Annotated in this window: 19 protein-coding genes and 2 pseudogenes; 11 read left to right on the top strand and 10 right to left on the bottom strand. The window is 29.4% G+C overall.

Translation table 11 applies throughout. The annotated features are described in order from the left end of the window. Positions 1-95 precede the first annotated feature (95 nt). Complete coding sequence (pdxR, locus tag ACYUDJ_RS08290; RefSeq protein WP_043031434.1) at positions 96-1,505, top strand: MocR-like pyridoxine biosynthesis transcription factor PdxR; 1,410 nt, start codon at positions 96-98, stop codon at positions 1,503-1,505. Positions 1,506-1,625: 120 nt separating this feature from the next. Further along, positions 1,626-1,955 carry a DNA glycosylase family protein gene (locus tag ACYUDJ_RS08285; protein ID WP_003488665.1) on the top strand — a complete coding sequence of 110 codons (330 nt, stop codon included), beginning with the start codon at positions 1,626-1,628 and terminating at the stop codon, positions 1,953-1,955. Positions 1,956-2,178: 223 nt separating this feature from the next. On the opposite strand, the gene ACYUDJ_RS08280 is transcribed toward ACYUDJ_RS08285, so the two are convergent. Further along, the gene (locus tag ACYUDJ_RS08280) at positions 2,179-2,658 is read right to left on the bottom strand and encodes a pyridoxamine 5'-phosphate oxidase family protein (RefSeq protein ID WP_003488662.1); all 480 of its coding nucleotides are present in this window, start codon (positions 2,656-2,658) and stop codon (positions 2,179-2,181) included. Between the two features lie 381 nt (positions 2,659-3,039). Here ACYUDJ_RS08280 and ACYUDJ_RS08275 point away from each other — a divergent pair. From ACYUDJ_RS08275 to ACYUDJ_RS08265, 3 genes and pseudogenes are all read left to right on the top strand, one after another. Continuing rightward, a pseudogene (locus ACYUDJ_RS08275) lies at positions 3,040-3,323 on the top strand (DUF4491 family protein). After that, positions 3,293-3,706: a YbaN family protein gene (locus ACYUDJ_RS08270; RefSeq protein WP_043031432.1), complete on the top strand. Its 414-nt coding sequence runs from the start codon at positions 3,293-3,295 to the stop codon at positions 3,704-3,706. Before ACYUDJ_RS08275 ends, ACYUDJ_RS08270 begins: the two are co-directional and overlap by 31 nt. Positions 3,707-3,728: 22 nt before the next feature. Beyond that, the gene (locus ACYUDJ_RS08265) at positions 3,729-4,202 is read left to right on the top strand and encodes a pyridoxamine 5'-phosphate oxidase family protein (protein WP_043031430.1); all 474 of its coding nucleotides are present in this window, start codon (positions 3,729-3,731) and stop codon (positions 4,200-4,202) included. A 272-nt stretch (positions 4,203-4,474) separates the two neighbouring features. Here ACYUDJ_RS08265 and ACYUDJ_RS08260 read toward each other — a convergent pair. The 3 genes and pseudogenes from ACYUDJ_RS08260 to ACYUDJ_RS08250 all read right to left on the bottom strand — a co-directional run. After that, a pseudogene (locus ACYUDJ_RS08260) lies at positions 4,475-4,742 on the bottom strand (hypothetical protein); the annotation flags it as partial. Between the two features lie 23 nt (positions 4,743-4,765). Beyond that, positions 4,766-6,661, bottom strand: a complete 1,896-nt coding sequence (locus ACYUDJ_RS08255; RefSeq protein ID WP_043031428.1) for an endonuclease MutS2 — start codon at positions 6,659-6,661, stop codon at positions 4,766-4,768. Between the two features lie 530 nt (positions 6,662-7,191). After that, positions 7,192-7,578: a VOC family protein gene (locus ACYUDJ_RS08250; protein ID WP_003488654.1), complete on the bottom strand. Its 387-nt coding sequence runs from the start codon at positions 7,576-7,578 to the stop codon at positions 7,192-7,194. Between the two features lie 498 nt (positions 7,579-8,076). Between ACYUDJ_RS08250 and ACYUDJ_RS08245 the strand changes: the two genes are divergently transcribed. Then, complete coding sequence (locus tag ACYUDJ_RS08245) at positions 8,077-9,300, top strand: Zn-dependent hydrolase (protein WP_043031426.1); 1,224 nt, start codon at positions 8,077-8,079, stop codon at positions 9,298-9,300. A 235-nt stretch (positions 9,301-9,535) separates the two neighbouring features. Here the strand turns inward: ACYUDJ_RS08245 and ACYUDJ_RS08240 are convergent, their stop codons facing one another. Together ACYUDJ_RS08240 and ACYUDJ_RS08235 are read right to left on the bottom strand one after the other, a co-directional pair. Then, positions 9,536-9,736: a LytTR family DNA-binding domain-containing protein gene (locus ACYUDJ_RS08240; protein WP_242651522.1), complete on the bottom strand. Its 201-nt coding sequence runs from the start codon at positions 9,734-9,736 to the stop codon at positions 9,536-9,538. A gap of 37 nt (positions 9,737-9,773) precedes the next feature. Beyond that, the gene (locus ACYUDJ_RS08235; RefSeq protein WP_242867275.1) at positions 9,774-10,481 is read right to left on the bottom strand and encodes an ATP-binding cassette domain-containing protein; all 708 of its coding nucleotides are present in this window, start codon (positions 10,479-10,481) and stop codon (positions 9,774-9,776) included. Positions 10,482-10,848: 367 nt separating this feature from the next. Between ACYUDJ_RS08235 and ACYUDJ_RS08230 the strand changes: the two genes are divergently transcribed. Both ACYUDJ_RS08230 and ACYUDJ_RS08225 read left to right on the top strand, forming a co-directional pair. Continuing rightward, positions 10,849-11,574: an AraC family transcriptional regulator gene (locus tag ACYUDJ_RS08230; RefSeq protein WP_043031423.1), complete on the top strand. Its 726-nt coding sequence runs from the start codon at positions 10,849-10,851 to the stop codon at positions 11,572-11,574. A gap of 58 nt (positions 11,575-11,632) precedes the next feature. Further along, positions 11,633-11,962 carry a tRNA-binding protein gene (locus ACYUDJ_RS08225; protein WP_003488647.1) on the top strand — a complete coding sequence of 110 codons (330 nt, stop codon included), beginning with the start codon at positions 11,633-11,635 and terminating at the stop codon, positions 11,960-11,962. Between the two features lie 66 nt (positions 11,963-12,028). Here the strand turns inward: ACYUDJ_RS08225 and ACYUDJ_RS08220 are convergent, their stop codons facing one another. Then, positions 12,029-12,499, bottom strand: a complete 471-nt coding sequence (locus tag ACYUDJ_RS08220; RefSeq protein ID WP_043031421.1) for a GNAT family N-acetyltransferase — start codon at positions 12,497-12,499, stop codon at positions 12,029-12,031. An 88-nt stretch (positions 12,500-12,587) separates the two neighbouring features. Further along, positions 12,588-13,220, bottom strand: coding sequence for a TetR family transcriptional regulator (locus tag ACYUDJ_RS08215; protein ID WP_003488642.1), 633 nt, complete (start codon positions 13,218-13,220; stop codon positions 12,588-12,590). Between the two features lie 170 nt (positions 13,221-13,390). Between ACYUDJ_RS08215 and ACYUDJ_RS08210 the strand changes: the two genes are divergently transcribed. Next, positions 13,391-14,017 (top strand): chloramphenicol acetyltransferase, encoded by a 627-nt coding sequence (locus ACYUDJ_RS08210; protein WP_043031419.1) that lies wholly within the window; start codon positions 13,391-13,393, stop codon positions 14,015-14,017. Positions 14,018-14,254: 237 nt separating this feature from the next. Here the strand turns inward: ACYUDJ_RS08210 and ACYUDJ_RS08205 are convergent, their stop codons facing one another. Together ACYUDJ_RS08205 and ACYUDJ_RS08200 are read right to left on the bottom strand one after the other, a co-directional pair. Beyond that, complete coding sequence (locus ACYUDJ_RS08205) at positions 14,255-15,934, bottom strand: ABC transporter ATP-binding protein (protein WP_043031418.1); 1,680 nt, start codon at positions 15,932-15,934, stop codon at positions 14,255-14,257. A gap of 169 nt (positions 15,935-16,103) precedes the next feature. Continuing rightward, entirely contained in the window at positions 16,104-17,135 is a 1,032-nt protein-coding gene (locus ACYUDJ_RS08200) for an ArsR/SmtB family transcription factor (protein WP_043031416.1), read from the bottom strand. 326 nt (positions 17,136-17,461) lie between these two features. Here ACYUDJ_RS08200 and ACYUDJ_RS08195 point away from each other — a divergent pair, with 326 nt between their 5' ends. Both ACYUDJ_RS08195 and ACYUDJ_RS08190 read left to right on the top strand, forming a co-directional pair. Next, positions 17,462-17,809 carry a DUF6483 family protein gene (locus ACYUDJ_RS08195; RefSeq protein WP_043031414.1) on the top strand — a complete coding sequence of 116 codons (348 nt, stop codon included), beginning with the start codon at positions 17,462-17,464 and terminating at the stop codon, positions 17,807-17,809. A 250-nt stretch (positions 17,810-18,059) separates the two neighbouring features. Next, complete coding sequence (locus ACYUDJ_RS08190; RefSeq protein ID WP_043031412.1) at positions 18,060-19,238, top strand: SAM-dependent methyltransferase; 1,179 nt, start codon at positions 18,060-18,062, stop codon at positions 19,236-19,238. Positions 19,239-19,403 lie beyond the last annotated feature (165 nt).

The following is a 19,403-nucleotide window of genomic DNA, read 5'->3' as shown; positions in this document are numbered from 1 at the left end:
TCTTATAGCATAGAGACGATTTAGAACATTTTATAGGATACGGCTGTTTTAAATTGTGTTATAATAATAGAAAAAAATTGTGAGGAGGGTGAAATATGCTGTACATTGACCGTGGGAGCAATATACCGATATATCAGCAAATTTATGAACAAATGAAACGGGACATTATAAGCGGAAATTTACCTGTGGAATCACGCGTCATCTCCACACGAGTGCTGGCCAGCGAATTGCAGGTCGGCAGAAACTCGGTAGAAAATGCCTATGATCAACTTAGGTTGGAAGGATATATCACGAGCATACCGGGGTCTGGGTATATCGTAAACAAGTTGGAGTTTGATTTGATTCAGGAATCACCCAAGGAGCAACGGCAAAGCAAGCTGTTGACGGAACATCTCGCCGTGATCCCCGATAAAATCAAATATAGCTTTCAATATGGCGAGCTTGATGAAACCAATTTTCCAAAGAAACTCTGGGGGACGTATGTGGGGAACGTTCTGGATGAACCGCTGGCACATTCAATGCACAGTTACGGAGATGGGAAAGGTGATCCTCAGTTGCGCCAGCAGATAAAGCAATATCTTTATCACAGCCGGGGAGTACAATGCGAAACAGAACAGATTATCCTTTGCAGCGGTACACAGTCTGCATTGGAGACCATTATAAGAATTTTTTCGGGCAAAAAAACCGTAGCGATGGAAGAACCATGTTATGACGGTGCAAGAGCAGTATTTCAAAGCAACGACTTTAAAATATTGCCTGTTCCGGTTCGTGAAGACGGCATTGATTTACAAAAACTTTCGTCACAATCGATTCCAATGGTTTATCTCTCTCCCTCACACCAGTTCCCAACAGGTGCGGTTATGCCTATTCATAACCGGATGGAGGTATTAAATCTTGCACACCAGCGAGACATGATGATTATTGAGGATGACTACGACAGCGAGTTTCGGTACAAGGGAAGACCCATTCCGTCACTGCAATCTATCGATCAAGCTGGGCGCGTGATCTATGTTGGGACTTTTTCTAAGGCTTTATCACCGGGGCTGCGAATATCCTACTTGGTGTTGCCAACTTGGCTATTAGCTGCTTATCAGGAGAAATACAGAGGGTATCAATGCACGATTCCGCTGATTGAGCAAAAGGTACTCCTACATTTCATGCAAGACGGCCATTGGGAAAAACATATCCGCAGGGTTTGCCTGAGTCAGAAAAAAAAGCATGATACCTTGATTGCCGCTATCCAGCAGATCATAGGCGACCGAGTTCGGGTTTACGGTCATCATGCTGGATTGCACATATTACTTGAGTTTGTGGATGGACAGCAAGAGGACACTCTTGTACAAAAAGCTATGCGGTATGGTGTTCAGGTGCGCCCAGTATCTCCGTTCTGGCTAGAAAAGGGCCGTTATTCGGGCAATGCTGTCGTGCTGGGATATGGAAAGATAAAAGAAAAAGATATTGTACCTGCGGTAGAACTTTTAAACAAGGCATGGTTTCAAGAGTGAATAGAACCGCATACACCGGCGTTTTTATAGCTGAAACTTTTAAAACAGAAGCTTGCTATACCTCGAATTGAATATCCAAAATTGAGAAGAAAGTTACCAAATGCCTATGCTAAAATTGTAATGGATGGAGGTGATGTTTTGTATTTTGAATATGGCCGCGAAGAAACTGAATTTTTAAAAAGCCGCGATGAATTGCTGGGGACGGCAATTGACCGAATTGGGCATATATACCGGGCAGTCGATAGCGATCTTTTTTCTTCTGTCGTTCATCATATCATCGGACAACAAATCTCCACTCGGGCGCAAGCGACAATCTGGAAAAGACTAGAGGATAGGCTGGAAATTGTCGATGCTGATGCTATCTGCTCTCTTGAATTAGAAGAACTTCAAAAACTGGGTATGACATTTAGGAAGGCAGAAAACAATCTCCGGGAATGTTTGCAGCCATGAATATTCTAACTGCTTTTCTCTCCAAAATTGGCTAATGGCTTACCATTTCCCGGGGTACGCTACTATGCATTTTTGCGCGACAGAAAATACATCGAACACAGTACCATATGCGTCAAAAGCTACACCTTTAATCATTTAAAATCCTTTTTCGTACTAGGATACCACAAGCATTATTATTTGTGAAAGGATGGGTAGACCCATAGAAAATTAAACGGCTATTCCTTTATCTACGGCGCTTTCCGGTAAAATCATTTGAGCAAACCCGAAAAACACAGGTCTTAGAGAGTGCTTGAGAAGGGAAATTATATTGCGCATCGGTCTTGTCAAGATGCTGGAGAATGCGATTGAGCGCATGTGACTTACCTGTTTCATCTTCAATAAATTCTACATTTCCACTGCCCATTACGCTGTCAAACCTCCAACTGTACGCACAAGGGTTTTCCGGTGTTGTTTTGATCAGTTCATTTACACAATCCATTTGAAAATACACTGCTGGATTTTTTCTTAAAATATCCATTTTCCTGCCTTCCATGGCACTATGAAGATACAAGATTAAGTCATCGCCTTCGCGGTCATACCCAAAGTTAAGCGCTACAACATATGGCTTGCCTTCATCCACCATACCAACATGAACAGCACTACAATTTTCAATAACTTGGAAAATATCGTTAATATCTTTTATTTTTCTTTCTTTTCGCCTCATACCATCGCCTCCTTTAATATTTACACCACATTACATACAGATAAATTCTAAATTGTACCGCATATATTTTTAAGTATATTACAAAACCATCCCTATGCTAAGAGCCGGAATGAACTTTTATTTAGGATACAGTTGCAAAAATAATATGGGTAACATTATAAGTTAGTTAAATATAAAACTTCCTAAATGCAAAACTGTATCCTATAAAAATGCCAATACCGTCTCTTATCAAGGGGACGATATTACTGTATAATTATTTATTATCTACAAAAAAATTTTATAATACTATAACAAAATGCTTTCTGATTAAAAGCGTAGAGAAGATGTACGATTTCATAATCTGAGATAGAGTGGAAGCGGAGTGGAAGCGGAGTGGAAGCGATGAATTGGTATGGAATTGCAATAGGAATCGGATCGTTTTTCATTATTGGTGTATTGCATCCAGTGGTGATTAAAATAGAGTATTATTTTGGCAAAAAGGTGTGGCCCGCATTTTTATTGCTTGGGATTGATTGTAATGTTGTATCTCTAGCAGTAGGCCATATAGTGATATCTGTTCTGTTGGCTGTTTTGGGATTTTCCCTGTTTTGGAGCATCAGAGAACTACGTCGACAGAAGGAAAGGGTGAAAAAGGATGGTTTCCAAAAAATCTGAAGAAGAAATAATTAAATATGAGCGCAGATCTAAATTAGTGAAATTTATTTACCTCACCGTGGGATTTGTATCTTTGGGAATTGGACTGCTGGGTGTAGTGCTGCCGGTTCTTCCTACAACGCCATTTCTACTGATCACTACTTATTGCTTTGCGAAAGGGTCTTCCCGGTTCCATCACTGGTTTTGTAATACCCATATCTATCAGAAGTATATAGAAAACTATATAAAGGAAAGAACGATGACGCTTAAAGCAAAGCTTTCAATTTTAATATTCGCGTCCACCTTTATGATGATTGCATTTGCGACGATCCGTATTTTACCTGCGAGATGTTTTCTCATTGCAGTCATGCTCTTTCACTGGTGGTACTTCTTTTTTCGTATTAAAACAAAATAGCTAACTACAGGAGGATATTGATATGCAATACAGAATGAAAACGCACCCTTTATCAGAAGAAGGGTTGAATGATTTATTGTCAAGAGTACAAACGGGCAGCTTGGCAACCCTCAATGCAGACGGCACCCCATATAATACGCCGGTTCACTTTGTCCATATAAATGAGTGCATTTATGTGCATGGGCTGCCGAAGGGACAAAAGATTGACAATATCATTCGTGACAGTAAAGTAGGATTTACTGTGTATGATATGCAGGAGCTCCTGCTTGATGCAAACGGTAAGCCCTGTGATACGAATACAAAATATGAGAGTGCAATTGCAACAGGAAGCGCCGCTTTGGTCGAGGACATGGGAGAGAAAAAAATGGTGCTACAGAAAATTGTGGAAAAATATACTCCCCATTTGACGGACGCACCGCTTCCCGAAAATATGGTCCGAGGTACTGCCGTAATACGAATCAGCATTGCTGAGTTGACGGGCAAGTATTATGAATGATCTCTTTTTATAAATATTCGCCCTCGCACAGCAAATAGCAAAAGCGACCGCCAGACACAAATCCGTTGTCTGGCGTTCGCCTTTTTTCCTAAATACAGATAAGTTTAGCTACTACAAACTCATCTGAAACCATCTGAGCTTGTATAGAGATATGAATACGTTCCATGGTATCTTCTTTCGGCATGGGATGCAATTTCAATATTAGGGTACAGCAATCCATCAATCTCTGTGTATTGAAATTCAAACTTTACCATAAAGCAAATCCTCCAATAAAGATTATTTATAAGTAATGATCCTTCCAGTTTAGCTATAACATTTTCTGCATCCTCATTTGGTACATTTATTTTAAGTGTATTTACCCCTTCTTTAAGATATACAGACCAAACATTGTAGTTGTCTGATTCTGCTATTCTTTTAGATTGCAGATTCATAATTTTTATTCTTAAAATCATCCATACCTTCATTAAAATTATTGCTTGATTCATTTAATATTTTTGCTTTAGATAAATTTTTTCTAACACTTTTTATATCTTTAATTAAATTGCCTACAGGTTTAATAAATATTATTTAGAACGTTTTAAAGTTTCTTTTTTTATTCTTTTTAATGCTTTTTTAGATCCTCTCTTAATATCCTTTTCTAACTTTCTTTCCTTATAACTTATAAATAACTGATTTAAATCATACCCCTCTGGATAAAGATCACTTGCCTTTAATTCTAGTTTTATTCTTTTATAGTTAACTTCAATAAATTCTTTATTATATAGTATAGTCACATTATTTAATCTATCTCTTTCTTTATACACAATAGCTGATTCATTATTTTCTAAAAGAATAATTTTATCCCCTACAGAGTATTCATAAAAATCTTCCTCTGCTTGTAACTTTTTATTTTTTATAATTTTGCTGTCTTCTATTAAGTTATAATTATAACTTTTAGTGTCCATATATTTTTTTGCTCTATTAATAATTGAATCATATAATCCCATCTTTTTAGAAATATATAAAGCATTACTATCCCCTACTTTTCCTATGCTAAGCTTATATAATGGTTCTAAAGTTTCTTTCTCAAACTCCATAGCTGCATTCTCAAAATCAGGATGTTCTTTTGAAAAGTTTTTTATTTCTCCATAATGAGTAGTTGATATAGTTATAGAGCCCTTGTGATACAATTCTTCTAATATTGCAATAGCCAAAGCAGACCCCTCATTTGGTTCTGTTCCGCTACCGATTTCATCAAACAATAATAGTGTTGATTTTGTACTTTCTCTAATTATTTCAGCTAGATTTTTTACATGAGATGAAAATGTACTTAATGCATTTTCAACACTTTGATTATCACCAATATCAACAAATAACTTTTTAAATACTGAAAATTCTGTTCCTTCTTTAGCTTCTATGTGAAATCCAGATTGTATTGCTAATGTTAGAAGCCCAATTGTCTTTAATACTATTGTTTTACCTCCTGCATTTGGCCCTGTTATTATTAATCCTCTATAATCTTTTCCAATTTCAAAGTCTAAAGGTATACTATCTTTAATAAGAGGATATTTCCCTTTAATTATTTTTATATATCCATAATCATTTAATTTAGGTTTAATTCCATTTATTACTTTACTATATTTAGCTTTTGCCCAAATCATATCATATTCAGATATAACATCAACATTCATCTTCAGATCTTTTATTCTTTCAAAAATCATCTCTGTTAAAGTAGCTAGGATTTTGTATTCTTCCACACTTTCTTCTGCTTTTAATACTGTTAATTCACTTGTATACTTTGAGATAACATTTGGCTCCATAAACACTGTTGTTCCCTTTGAAGATGTTTCAACGATAGTTCCCTCTACTTTATTTTTATGTGCTGTCTTAATTGCAATGGTATGTTTTCCATCACGCTGACTAATAAAGAATTCTTGAATATACTCTTTATTTGCACTATTTTTAAGGAACTTATCTAATTTTTCCTTTATCTTACCTTCACATATATCAATATTTCTTCTTATTTTTTTAAGTTCCTTACTAGCATTTGAGTCAACTACACTACCTCTAATTGATCTATTTATTTCCTCTTCAATATAACTCAAATCACAAATATTCTCTCCATAAGCACTCAATGTAGGCGCATATCCCTCTTTGTCTTTTATGAATAACTTAACCTTCCTGCATCCTCTTAAAAAATTTGACATCATAGTCAAATCAGTGGGTTCTAAAGATGCTCCTTTTTCAATTTTTTCGATAAGAGGTAATACATTGAAAATGCCCTCTAATGGTATATTATAAGAGGCATCTAATAATCTTCTTCCCTCAGATGTTTCATCTAGTCTTTGATTTACAATCTTTATATTACTACTAGGTTCTAATTTGTCTATCAATCTTTTTCCTAAGCCGCTGACGCAATATTCTTTTATCATTTCTTTTAATTCATAATAATGTAATTTTTCTAATGTTTCTTTATTCATCTCAATGATCTCTCCTTGTATTTTTTATTACAATACAAGTCTACGAAATCTTGATAGATTTCTATTTTTATATAATAAAAAAAGCTATGGATACTCCCACAGCTTAAAATTCAACAATTAATAAAGGTAATATATTACCCCTTTAAAGTAAATTCGTGGACTTGTATCTTTAATAGTACAAATTAATTCCATAACAAATAAAAGGTATAAAACCCCTATTTTTTAGAATTAATATTAACTTAACTATTTTAGATACTAGACACTCACAAAATTCCCTCTCTTCTTTTGAAATCTATCTTAAATATAATATACATTAAATCCAGTCTAATTGTCAATTTTATTATATATAGTTATACCAATCTTTTTAATCTTTATTATTCATCTAATATTAGTAAAATCCATTTATTTATGACACCATGCACAGTTTCTCTTTAACTGAGTTTTTTATAAGTAAACTAACAGTCATTCCCAAAAGAATGTCTCTCTACTTGACTTATAAATAGATTATAGCTTTAAAAACTTAAATTTTCCTATGACATAAGTATATCGAATCCTTGGATTAATTCTATCTCAACACCATTAGGATCTTTTATGAATGCAAACTTTTCGCCACTTGGAACTTCTATTGGACCACGTATGAGCTCTACTCCTTTGTCCTTTAGTTCATTTAAAGTTCTTTCTAAATCTACAACTCCTATACCGATTGATACAATTGATTCTCTAATATCATCATCCTTGGAAGTGTTTTGATACTCAATCAATTCAATTAGTCCTGAATCTTCATCTTTCAAAAAAGCTATAGTCACCCCTTCCATAGGATTGAATCTTTTTATCTCTATAAATCCTAAAATTTCTTTATAAAACTTTAATGATTCATCTAAGTCTTTTACAGTAATTGTATTAAACCTAATATTCATAATTTCTCCTCCACATTAAATTATTTTTATATTAACTACAATTCTACTTCCTCTTATATTATCCTTTTAACTAGCTTAGAAATAAATAACAATAATATTAAAGAAAATAATAGGCCAATAATAAATCCAATTATAATTTACAATAAAAAAATTCAAACTATTTATAATACGGTTCACTGTAATTGATATAAGGTAAACTATATTAATAAGAAATAATAAATTTTTAATAAAGCCTTTGGACTAGAGAGTCCCTCTGCAACTCTAATTATATAAAATTCAAGAAATGAAAAATTTATTAAGTACATTATACGAGAGACATAGCTATTCTTTACCCTAATTTTAAGAAGATGAAAACATTACAATTGGTAATTATTAGATAATTATAAACATGACAAGTGTTTTAGTACGTTGTACACTATATATAAGAATAAATGTATAGTGAGAGTTTGGTGCTTAGAATACATTCTCTCACTAAAAATAAAAGATGGGGTGTATTATATGTTAACTTGTGATACAAAAAGATTAGAAGATAAAATTATTACTTTCAGCAACTTCGGTACTACAGGAAATGGTGGAATAACAAGATTATCTTTATCTAAACCCGCCCTTGAAGCAAGAGCAGAATTTTCAAAAAGAATGAATAAACTAGGGGCAACTATAACAACAGATGATATGGGAAATATGTATGCTACTTTTAAAGGATCTGAAGAAAACCTTCCCTATATTTCAATGGGATCACATTGTGATTCAGTAGTTCAAGGTGGAAATTATGATGGCATTTTAGGAGTACTTACAGCGATGGAAGTAGTTGAAACTATAGTTACAGAAAAAATTCCACATCGTCATCCAATTACGGTTATGATTTGGACTAACGAAGAAGGCGCTCGTTTTGACCCTGCTATGATGTGCTCTGGTGTTATTACAGGTAAATTTGATAAAACAAAAATGTTACATTCAAAAGATATAAATGGTATATCCTTTGGTGAGGCACTAGATGCAAGCGCATATAAAGGTGAAGAAAAAAACAGAATAAATCCTAAAGATTATATGGCTCTTATCGAACTTCATATTGAACAAGGTCCAGTTCTAGAATCTTCAAAAGTAGATATAGGTGTAGTAGAAGGCGTTGTAGGAATGGTAAACTATGAATTTGAATTTATTGGTCAAGCTGGTCATGCTGGAACAGTTCCACAAAAAATGAGAAAAGATGCTCTTCTAGCAGCTTCTGAGGCTATTCAATATTTGCATAGAGAACTTGATAAACTTGATGATAAATTAGTGTATACCACAGGTAGAATAAACTGTTTTCCTAATATACATACAATTATACCGTATAATGTTAAGTTCACACTAGATGCAAGACATCAAGAAGCAAAAGTAATAAAAAAAGTTGTTGAAATCATCGAGAATATACCGAAAGAATTAGCAAATTGTAAAGTCAGCTATAAAAAATTATGGTCTCGTAAAACTGTTAGATTCAATAATGAATTGATTAATTTCGTAGAGAAAAATGCTAATCTTTACGGTTACTCTAATATGAGAATGTATAGCGGTCCCGGTCATGATGCCCAATTCGCAGCGGACATGTTACCTACAACTATGATTTTTGTTCCAAGCATTGGGGGGCACAGCCATTGTGAAATAGAAAAAACCTCTCTTGATAATTGTTTAAAAGGAGCTAATGTGCTGCTCCAAACAATTTTAGATATAGATAAAAAATAAATATTAACTTATATGCAATCCTAGTAACAATGAAGTTATCCCTAGGATTGCATATTTATATTTGTTAATTTCAAGTTCTAAAAGAAACTTTTAAATACAACATAAATAAAATTAAATCTTTATACTTGTTAGCCTCAAGCTCTATAATAAAACTTCTACAAAAGAAAATCTAATAAGACATATCTTTATTATTATGTTTTCTCTTAAAAATTAACAAATTTATACATTCCATTTCTTAATCATCTAAACTTAAAGTATAACTATTTCTTGTCCAAGTAATTACTTCCTTCACTCTCTGCAAATTTACTAAATAGGATCTATGACATCTAAAAAATCCAAAATATCTTAATCTTTCCTCTAAATCAGTAAGAGAAACACTACAAGGAAACTTGTCCCCTCTAATATTTAAATTACTAACTCCTTGTTGGCTTTCTATGTAATCAATCTCTATAGGATCGAATAATAAAATTCTTTCATCTAATTTGGCAGGAATTTTTTTCTATTTTGTATACTGGCTTTTTATCCAAAACCTCTTCTCTCTCATTCTTAGCTTCCTCTAAGCCATTATCTAACTCTATTAACCCTTCATCATTTAATCTATAGGCCTTTTCACTAAGCATAAGTGTATCCTTAAATACCACAGATGTAATCAAAATAGCAGTGTCCTTAGCCTTTAGCTCCTCTATATTTTCCATTATCACTTTAGCACCATCTCTATCCATATTAAGAATTGGCTCATGAAATATTAGAAATTTGGGCTGCTTTAATATTTCACGCCCAAAGCTTAATCTTCTTTTTTGGGAGTAACTTAAATTCTTTATCTTTTTATTCCCAAGGTCTAACAATGCAAGTTTTAACATTACTTCTTTATAATCCAACTTTATACATAAAAGCTCTGCAAAAAACTTCATATATTCACCTATGGTCATTCTATCATAAAAAGCATCTTTCCTTTGCACAATACCAATACTAGCAATATTACTCCTAACATAATCTAAATTTTTTATATCTTCTCTATATATTTCGGCCTTAGCTGGTATATCTCTTCCCAAAATTAAATCTATTAGTAAATCGCTTATGTCATTGTTACACTCTATACTTATAGAACTGCCTTTATCTATATTAATATCCTTTATTACATTATTTTTATGTTTTTTATATAAGTCCTTAATTTTCAGCATATTGAACATTCTTCCATTCTTAATATCCTTATTTTATCATAAATAGAGTTCTTAGATTTAAAGGGAGTTTTACTCCTCCTAAAAGTTAGAAATCATTATCCAGGTACGTAGCCGCTCTTTACTCTTAACTTTAAGAAGATAGGAGTATTAGAGCGTGTAGTCATCAGATAAAAGGAATAAGCTGATTTAAAATATTTTATAAGTATCCACTTGTAACTTACAACTAACAAATCTAAACCAGTTGGAATCCAGTTCTGTTACGAGTATATGACAGGCTATATGAGTAGAAAATAATAAACTTATGTTATAATAATTTTATTACATCAATTTACAATTACATTATGTAAAAAGAAAAAGGTGAATACTTTTGAATAGTATAAAATGTGAACGTAGAATATATGATTATAAATTTAATACACATTCTCATTCATATGCTCAATTAATTTTACCCATTCATGGAGTGCTTTATATAGAAACTAATTATAAAAAACTACCATTAGAAGATGAGCACTTGTTTTTTCTTCCTCCAGATTGTAAACATACCTTTGGAGCTAATAAGAGTAATGAATTTTTGGTTTTAGATATACCTACTAATATACTTAATAAATACGATATGGAAAAAATGGTAGGTGGAAAGGAATTTTTGTTTGATGATAAATGGAAAGCTATAAGATATTTATTGTTAAATGAAGCTGCCAATAAAAAAAGTTCTAGTTCCATCAATGACTTATTCCTATACTGTTATCATTTTATTACGGATGAAAGCATACCTGATTCTATAAAATATATTAATGAACATTTTACAGAAGATATAGATTTAAAAAAATTAGCAGCTATTGAGCATTACAATATTAGTTATTATAGTGAATGGTTCAAAAATAAAATGAAGATCTCCCCTGTTGAGTATATACAAAATCTTAGAGTGAAAAAAGCAAAAGAATTTCTCTTGAATACAGACTTAACAATTCTACAAATTTCCCAAATAGTGGGTTATGACCATAATTCATCATTTACTAGAGTATTTAAGCATTTAGAAAAAACATCACCTACTGAATTTAGAAAAAAATCAAAAAATAAGCTAAAAACTATCTAGATTTTAGAAAAGACTTATCTATCCAAAAAGCTATAATAGAATAAAGGAAGGTGTTTTTATGGTTAATTTTGAGGATTTTATGAAATTAGACATACGAGTTGGAGAAATTATCAAAGTAGAATTTTTTGAAAAAGCAAAAAAGCCTGCTTATAAGCTATTGGTAGATTTCGGTAACGAAATTGGTATAAAAAAATCCAGTGCCCAGATTACTGAATGTTATAAAGAAGAAGAGCTTGTAGGTAAACAAGTTTTAGGAGTGGTAAATTTTCCTCCAAGACAAATTGCCGATTTTATGTCAGAGGTACTAGTATTAGGCATTTATTCTACACAAGGAGTGGTATTAATTCAACCACAACAGCCTGTTAAAAAAGGTGATAAGTTAGGTTAATACATAATTTTATTAATAGATAAACCAAGGACTTACTTTATAGCAGTAAGTCCTATTTCATTAAAACTATATAGATTTAGCCATTCTTCTACATATGGTTTTATAGCCTTTTTTCTCATATAAATTTAAAGCACCTTTATTAAATTCCCAAACATAAATCTCTATCTCTTTAATTCCTCTAGATTTCAAATCCTTTTCAGCGTATTCAATTAACCTACTTCCAATGCCATATCCCCTATAATAATTATCTACTATAAGCTTATCTATTAATGCATATTCTCTACTCTTAAATACTGGATTATCTTTTTCTATAATAGTTATTACCTCTAATGCACCTATTATCTTTTTTTCATCTTCCGCAATATAAAAATTATAATTTTCACTTGATATAACCTTACTTACATAATCCATTAATATATATTCATCTATATTTTGATTAAATACATTAGTTACATTTTCACTATGCATATCCTGCAAATTTTTAAATAATAAAACCAATTCATTTACATCATTTGCATTAGCTTCTCTAAAATTCATTTTAAATTCCCCCTTTATAAGGATTAAATTTATAATTTTGCCATTGTTATAAATAATTTTTTATAATTACTTAACAGAATGTAAATTTTTATGATAGAACTTCTGTTTTTTTTATCCCAAGTATTTTTTCTAGAGAATATTTAAATATATTAACTTGTTTTTCTAACTTATTTCTATCCATATCTAAATTAAATCTATTTAACATTAATCCATCAAAAAATGATATGAAATATATGGCAATTGAATTAATACACATTTGTGGATAAAATTCTTTCCTTTCTATTCCAGCTTCAATTATATTTTCAATTTTCTTTTCTAGCCTATTGTGTCTATCTTTTATATAGGTAAATTTATCTTTATGATTTTTATAATTTAATGATATAAAAAATTCTGTTTTAGCAAGAGTTAGAGTTCTATCTATTTTACATATATTATCTAGCATACCTTCGATCCATATCATTAGTTGATTCCATATGTTTTCATTATCGCTAAAATCTAATGACTTTATATCTTCACAATCATCTAATTTAAGAACTTCTAAAAATACATCATCTCTATTTTTAAAGTATGAATATAAAGCCCCTCTAGAAATTTTAGCCTCATCCATAATATCTTGCATACTCGTTCTTAAATATCCATTTTTCACAAAAACATTTCTAGCAGAATTTAATAATTCTTTTCTTTTTTCATATTTATAATTTTCACTTACTTTTGGTGACATCTACTCTTCTCCTTATTTAAATTTCTTAATTATATGTTTAACTATACACTGCTGTCGTTTTTATGTTATTATTTAATATATCGTTATTTTTATTACTTGTCAAATAAAAATAACTATTTTTTATCAAATAGTATTAAACTAAAATAATAAATTTATATTTAGGAGGAATTATGAAGTATATTGATTTTAATGATTTTGAAAGAATAGAGCATTATAAATTTTTTAAAAATGTTGATAATCCACAATTTAATATATGCATGAATATTGATGTAACAAATTTTTTGAGATTTGTAAAAAGCAATAAAATATCATTCTATTATAGTATGATCTACGCTTCTACACATGTGATGAATGAAATAGAAGATTTTCGTTATAAAATGAGAGATGGAAAAATCATTCTGCATGACTCTTTACAACCATCATTTACAGATATAGAATCTAATAAAAATTTATTTAAAATTGTTACCTTACCTCTTAAAGATAATATTATAGAATTTTCAAATTCTGCAAAGGAAGCTTCAATAAATCAAAAAGAATATTTTCCAAAAGTAGCTGAGAATCAAGATAAACTAATATACTTTTCTTGTATACCTTGGATATCCTTTACTAGTATTTCAAATGAAATTGTAATGAATAAAGAAGATTCTATACCTAGAATCTCCTTTGGAAAGTATTTTAAACAAGATAATAAAGTTTTGTTACCATACTCTGTACAAGTAAACCACATGCTATTAGATGGTATCCATGTTGGTAAGTATATTGAAAAATTACAAAACTTTATTAATGAGTTTAAATAATACTTTAATTTTATATATAATACTACCCTTCTAAAAAATCATCCAGAAAGATATTTTATTGTTTACATCTTCACTGTTAATACAGAAACAATACGTGCTTTAAAACAAAACAATTGGAAAGTCTTATGACTTTCCAAATTTGTTATATAAAATATTTTAGATTAAACCATTTTTCTTCATTTATATGCTCCTTTTCATTATTCTTTTAAATCTTCCACCTTTAAAACAATTACTTCTTTATACTGTATAAAATTTAAAGAACTTATCTTTCTTATCTAAAAGCTCTTTCAAATTTCCTTTTTCAACTATGTGTCCATTTTCCATATATATTATCTCATCATATAAACTTAATAATTCTTCACTCATTTTATGAGTAATGGTAATTAGAGTTAGATTTTCTATACTTAACAGTTTACTTTCTATATCATAAGCTGTTTGCATATCTATAGCAGAAGTACCTTCATCTAATACAAGTATTGGTGTTTGTTGAATTAGCGCTCTAGCTATTGCAATTCTTTGCCTTTGTCCCCCTGAAAGATTATTACCATTTTCTCCAACTAAATAATTTAACCCATTAGTTGTTTCCTCTATAAATTTATTTGCACCACTTAAATTTAAAACATTATTTATCTGTTCTTTCGAGAATTCCTTATATAGGCATATATTATCTTTTATAGTTTTATCAAACATATATACATTTTGATGTATAATGGAAATCATTTTGTTTAACTGTTCTATATCTAAATTCTTAATGCTGTTTCCATCAAATTTTATATCTCCACTAAAATCAGAATAATACCCAAGCATTAACTTTATTAAGGTAGATTTACCACATCCACTTCCTCCTACTACTGCATATTTTTTATTTCTATCTATTTTTAGACTTATATTATCAACAGCGGGTCTTCCAGCGCCATAATTAAAATATAAATTTGATATCTCTAAGTTATTATTAAAATAAGGTTTATCCTTACCCACAAAATCAGTATCTTCATAATTAGAAAAATCATCAATTCTCTTAATTATAGGTTTAACACTATTAAGTTTCGGAACATTACTCATTATCATTATTACAGGTTGTACAAAAGTAGCGGAAAGCTGAACAATAGCAATAAGCATTCCCATAGTTAGATCACCTTTTATAACTAAATATGCTGATAAAAATATAGCTACAAATTGTGTTCCAAGCCCTAATATTTGAGATAGTGATTCATTTATTACAAATATCTTATCCGCTGTAAATTTTGCATTGGCTAAATTATTATTCTCCTCTTGAAACTCTTTAGTTATATTTTTTCTTAAATTGTATGATCTAATAACATCATATCCTAAAAATATATCCTTAAGTTTAGAAGTAAAAAATGATAATCTGTTTGAAAGTTCTAATTGCTTATTTTCTAAGGTTTTTCCAAATATACTTGGCACTATAAAAATTAATAACATACTTATAAAGATTCCTAATGTGACCAATGGACTTAAGTATAATAAAAGAATAACTGTTACCCCAAACATAACACTATATTGAAGAATTAAAAGTAATGGAACAACATAGTTCTCTTCTATTAATTTCATATCATTTGTTAATACTGAGATATAATCAGCTGTATTTTTTGAATTAAAATCCTTATAATTTCTTCTAAGTATGCCGAAAAATACTTTATTCCTTAGCATTTTTAATAAATTTCTAATAAACATCTTACTTAAAATATCATATACGAAATATAGCAATCCTATGAGAATACCATATCCTACTGAATATATTAATATCCTTTTAAAGCCATCCATATTCCCAATAGTAACATAATCTATAGTAGTTTGAATAAATAATGATAACCCTACCATAGCTGCTGATGATATTATGCTGAATATAATAGTTAATAGTAATAGTAGTTTATTTCTTTTGATACATTCTCTCATAACAACTCTCCTAATCTAAATCAATTTAATTATGCATTCATCTAATTAATTAGATGAATGTATAATTCATGTTTTTATAATATTACCAAATTAGATATTTGTCAAATATTTTAGATGTTTTTCTAATTGCATTCAATAAAAAAATCTCCCAGTTATACTGAGAGATTTTTTATAATAACGTATTATTAAGTTCATCTATAAAATTTTTTAATCCGACTTTATTTAAATGATAATATACCTTACCCTGCTTCTTTTCTACAACAACCATACTACATTCTAATAGTGATCCCATATGATATGAAACTGTAGCTGGAGTAAGCTTTAAAGCTTCAGCTATCTCCAAACTATATTTAGGTCCAGCTTTCAAAAGTGATATTATTTCTAATTTACTTTTATCGCTTAAGGCCTTTAATTTTAAAACAAGCTCTCCTTTATTTCCCATGGAATAAATATATTCTTTATCTATAATTTCATATAATAAACCCATAAAGTATGTATTCTTAAACTCAAATAATGAAGTACTAAAGGCTAGAGTAGGAATTATAATAATATTACTATCATTATTTTTTATAATATTATTTAATACTTCACATTTATTGGAATTAACATATTTAATATAATTGCCTATCAATTTACATAATGGTTTTTCAACAGCTTTGCAAGCTTGATCATATGCACTTTTGTTATCCTTTATTATCTTAATTAGAGATTTATAATACTTCTTAGGATCATTTAAAATAATCATTAACTTCCATTTAGTATTCTCTTTAAGATCTAGCTCTTTTAAAAACTTTATTATATTATTTAATGTACTAATAGAATCTATAGTCCTTTCTTCCTCAGATATCTCATTATAAGCATCTAAAATTATAGATTTAAACTGATTATCTGTTATAGTATCTAAAGAATCCATTAACTCTTTATTATTAATTAAAACAAAAGCAATTAGCATAAAAATAGAGGCATCATCTTCATCGAAAAATAATACTTCATTTTCATTAATAATCTTATATTTATCAAAAGTTTTTATATATTTATCAATTACCTTAAAATTTTTCTTTAGAAATAATTCTCCATTAACTCCATTATTATTAAGTTCGTTTATTAAGAGATCAATAACTTCTTCATAATTATGACTCATATAAATCAATCCAAATATTTCACAAATGGGATCTAACTTATCAAGTATTTCAAATTCCATATTACTCACTCCCATAAATTAATTTACTAGAATATCCATATTATATCATAAAAATGAATTTAATATATTTATCCATATTACTTATATGATATATAATTATTTTATATTAACTAATAATAAATTCCATAAACAGTACTTTATTATTTAACTTATAAAAGAATTTTACAATTTCATATGTGTATAATCTATTATAGTTTATATAAATTATGTTATAATCGAATATAATACAATCAAACCATATATAGGTATTAAATAATAAAGAGTATTTAAATGAACAATACATATATACTTGACAAGCATTAATAAAAAAATCAAGGTGGAGTATTATGAATATCGAAAAACTTATCGAAGAGTTTGGAAAAACATTAGGAAAAACAATTTTTAATAAAAAAGAAGAAAGCAGTAAAAAGATTAATATTAATCAAATGAGCTCAACAGAAATATTTAAAATAATTTTAAATAAATTATTTCATGAGGGAAACTATAATAAAGCAGAAGATTTAATTTTTTATGAATTAGAAAAGAATAATTCCCCTGAAGTATATGAAGTGGCTATTAAATTTTATAATTCATTACTAGAAAAAAGTGATGAATATTTAGATAAAAATAATTTTCCAAGAAAAGAAATCTATCGTGGATTAGATGATATAAAAAAATTTAAAGTTAATTTATAGTTTTCAAAAAATAATAACACCTCTTTAAAAATGTAAGATATTTTTAAATATTTTGCATTTTTATTATGCCTTATTTTCATCTTTGCAGTGGTATGACCACTTATTTTTCTATTTTATTCTCCTATTTACTTTAAAATTCTAAATCATCATACCTAAAATCCTAATTGACCATTTTACTTTAAATATTTACTATAAGTATATATTTAAATCTTAAAACTACAATATAAAAAGTATTTAAGGAGATATAACAATGGAAAAATTATTTTTGAAAAAATTTTTAAAAAGTATATTCTCAGATACCTTTGAGGTACAATTCTGGGATGGAACAGGTGAAAAATTTGGTGAAGGAGATATAAAGTTTAAAATAATAATAAATGAACATTTATCCAAAAGTGATATTTTAAAAGATCCCTTCTTAACTTTTGGTGAAGCATATATGAATAACATTATAGACTTTGAAGGTAATATTCAAGAAGTTATAGAATCCGTATACAAAAATAAGGATAGCTTTCTGCATAAAGCTTTTCTATTTGAAAAATTGTACAAAATCACCCCACATTCTATAAAAAACAGTAAAAATGATATAAAGCACCACTATGACCTAGGTAATGATTTCTATAAATTATGGTTAGATAAAACTATGAACTATTCTTGTTCCTACTTTAAATCAAAGGAAGATTCCTTATATCAAGCTCAGCTAAATAAAGTTGATCATATCTTAAAAAAATTAAATTTACATCCAGAACAAAAATTATTAGATATAGGCTGTGGCTGGGGAGACCTTATAATAACTGCAGCAAAAAAATATAATGTTAAAGCACTTGGCATAACCTTAAGCAATGAACAATTTAATAAGGTAAATGAACGAATAAAAGAAAATCATCTTGAAGATCAAGTAGAAGTTAGATTATTAGACTACAGAGAACTATTAAAAACAGGTGAAAAATTTCATAGAGTTGTCAGTGTTGGTATGTTAGAACATGTGGGAAGAAAAAATATTCCTGTTTACATGAATGCTGTAAGTGATTTATTAGAAGAAAATGGAGTATCCCTACTTCACTGCATCACAGCCCAAACAGAAAGTGAAGCTAATCAATGGATTAAAAACTACATATTCCCTGGTGGATATATCCCCTCTATAAGAGAATTAGTTTATAGCATGGCAGAGAATGATTTACATTTAATAGATTTGGAAAGCTTACGCCTACATTACTGTAAAACCTTAGAATGTTGGGCTAAAAACTTTGAAGCTTCTTTAGATGAAGTAAAAAAATTAGGTTTTGACGATAAATTTATTAGAATGTGGAGATTATACCTCAATTCCTGTGCAGCTTCCTTCCATTATGGAGTAATAGATTTACATCAATTCTTATTAACAAAAGGATTAGATAATGAAATTCCCATGACAAGAGACTACTTATATAAATAAAATACAAACCAAAAATTATTTGATAATGACTATCACCAATGCTGTAGCATTCTATTTCTATGATATTTAGCAACTTTAAGCCAAACTTTTTCCCCTATAAATATATAAATAATAAATATTCTCATTTAAATTTGTATAAATTATGTTATAATTTATATATAATAC

The organism is Clostridium sp. CTA-6, assembly GCF_054768115.1.
The sequence above is the reverse complement of the archived record's forward strand: the minus strand, read 5'-3'. Positions and strand labels throughout refer to the sequence as shown.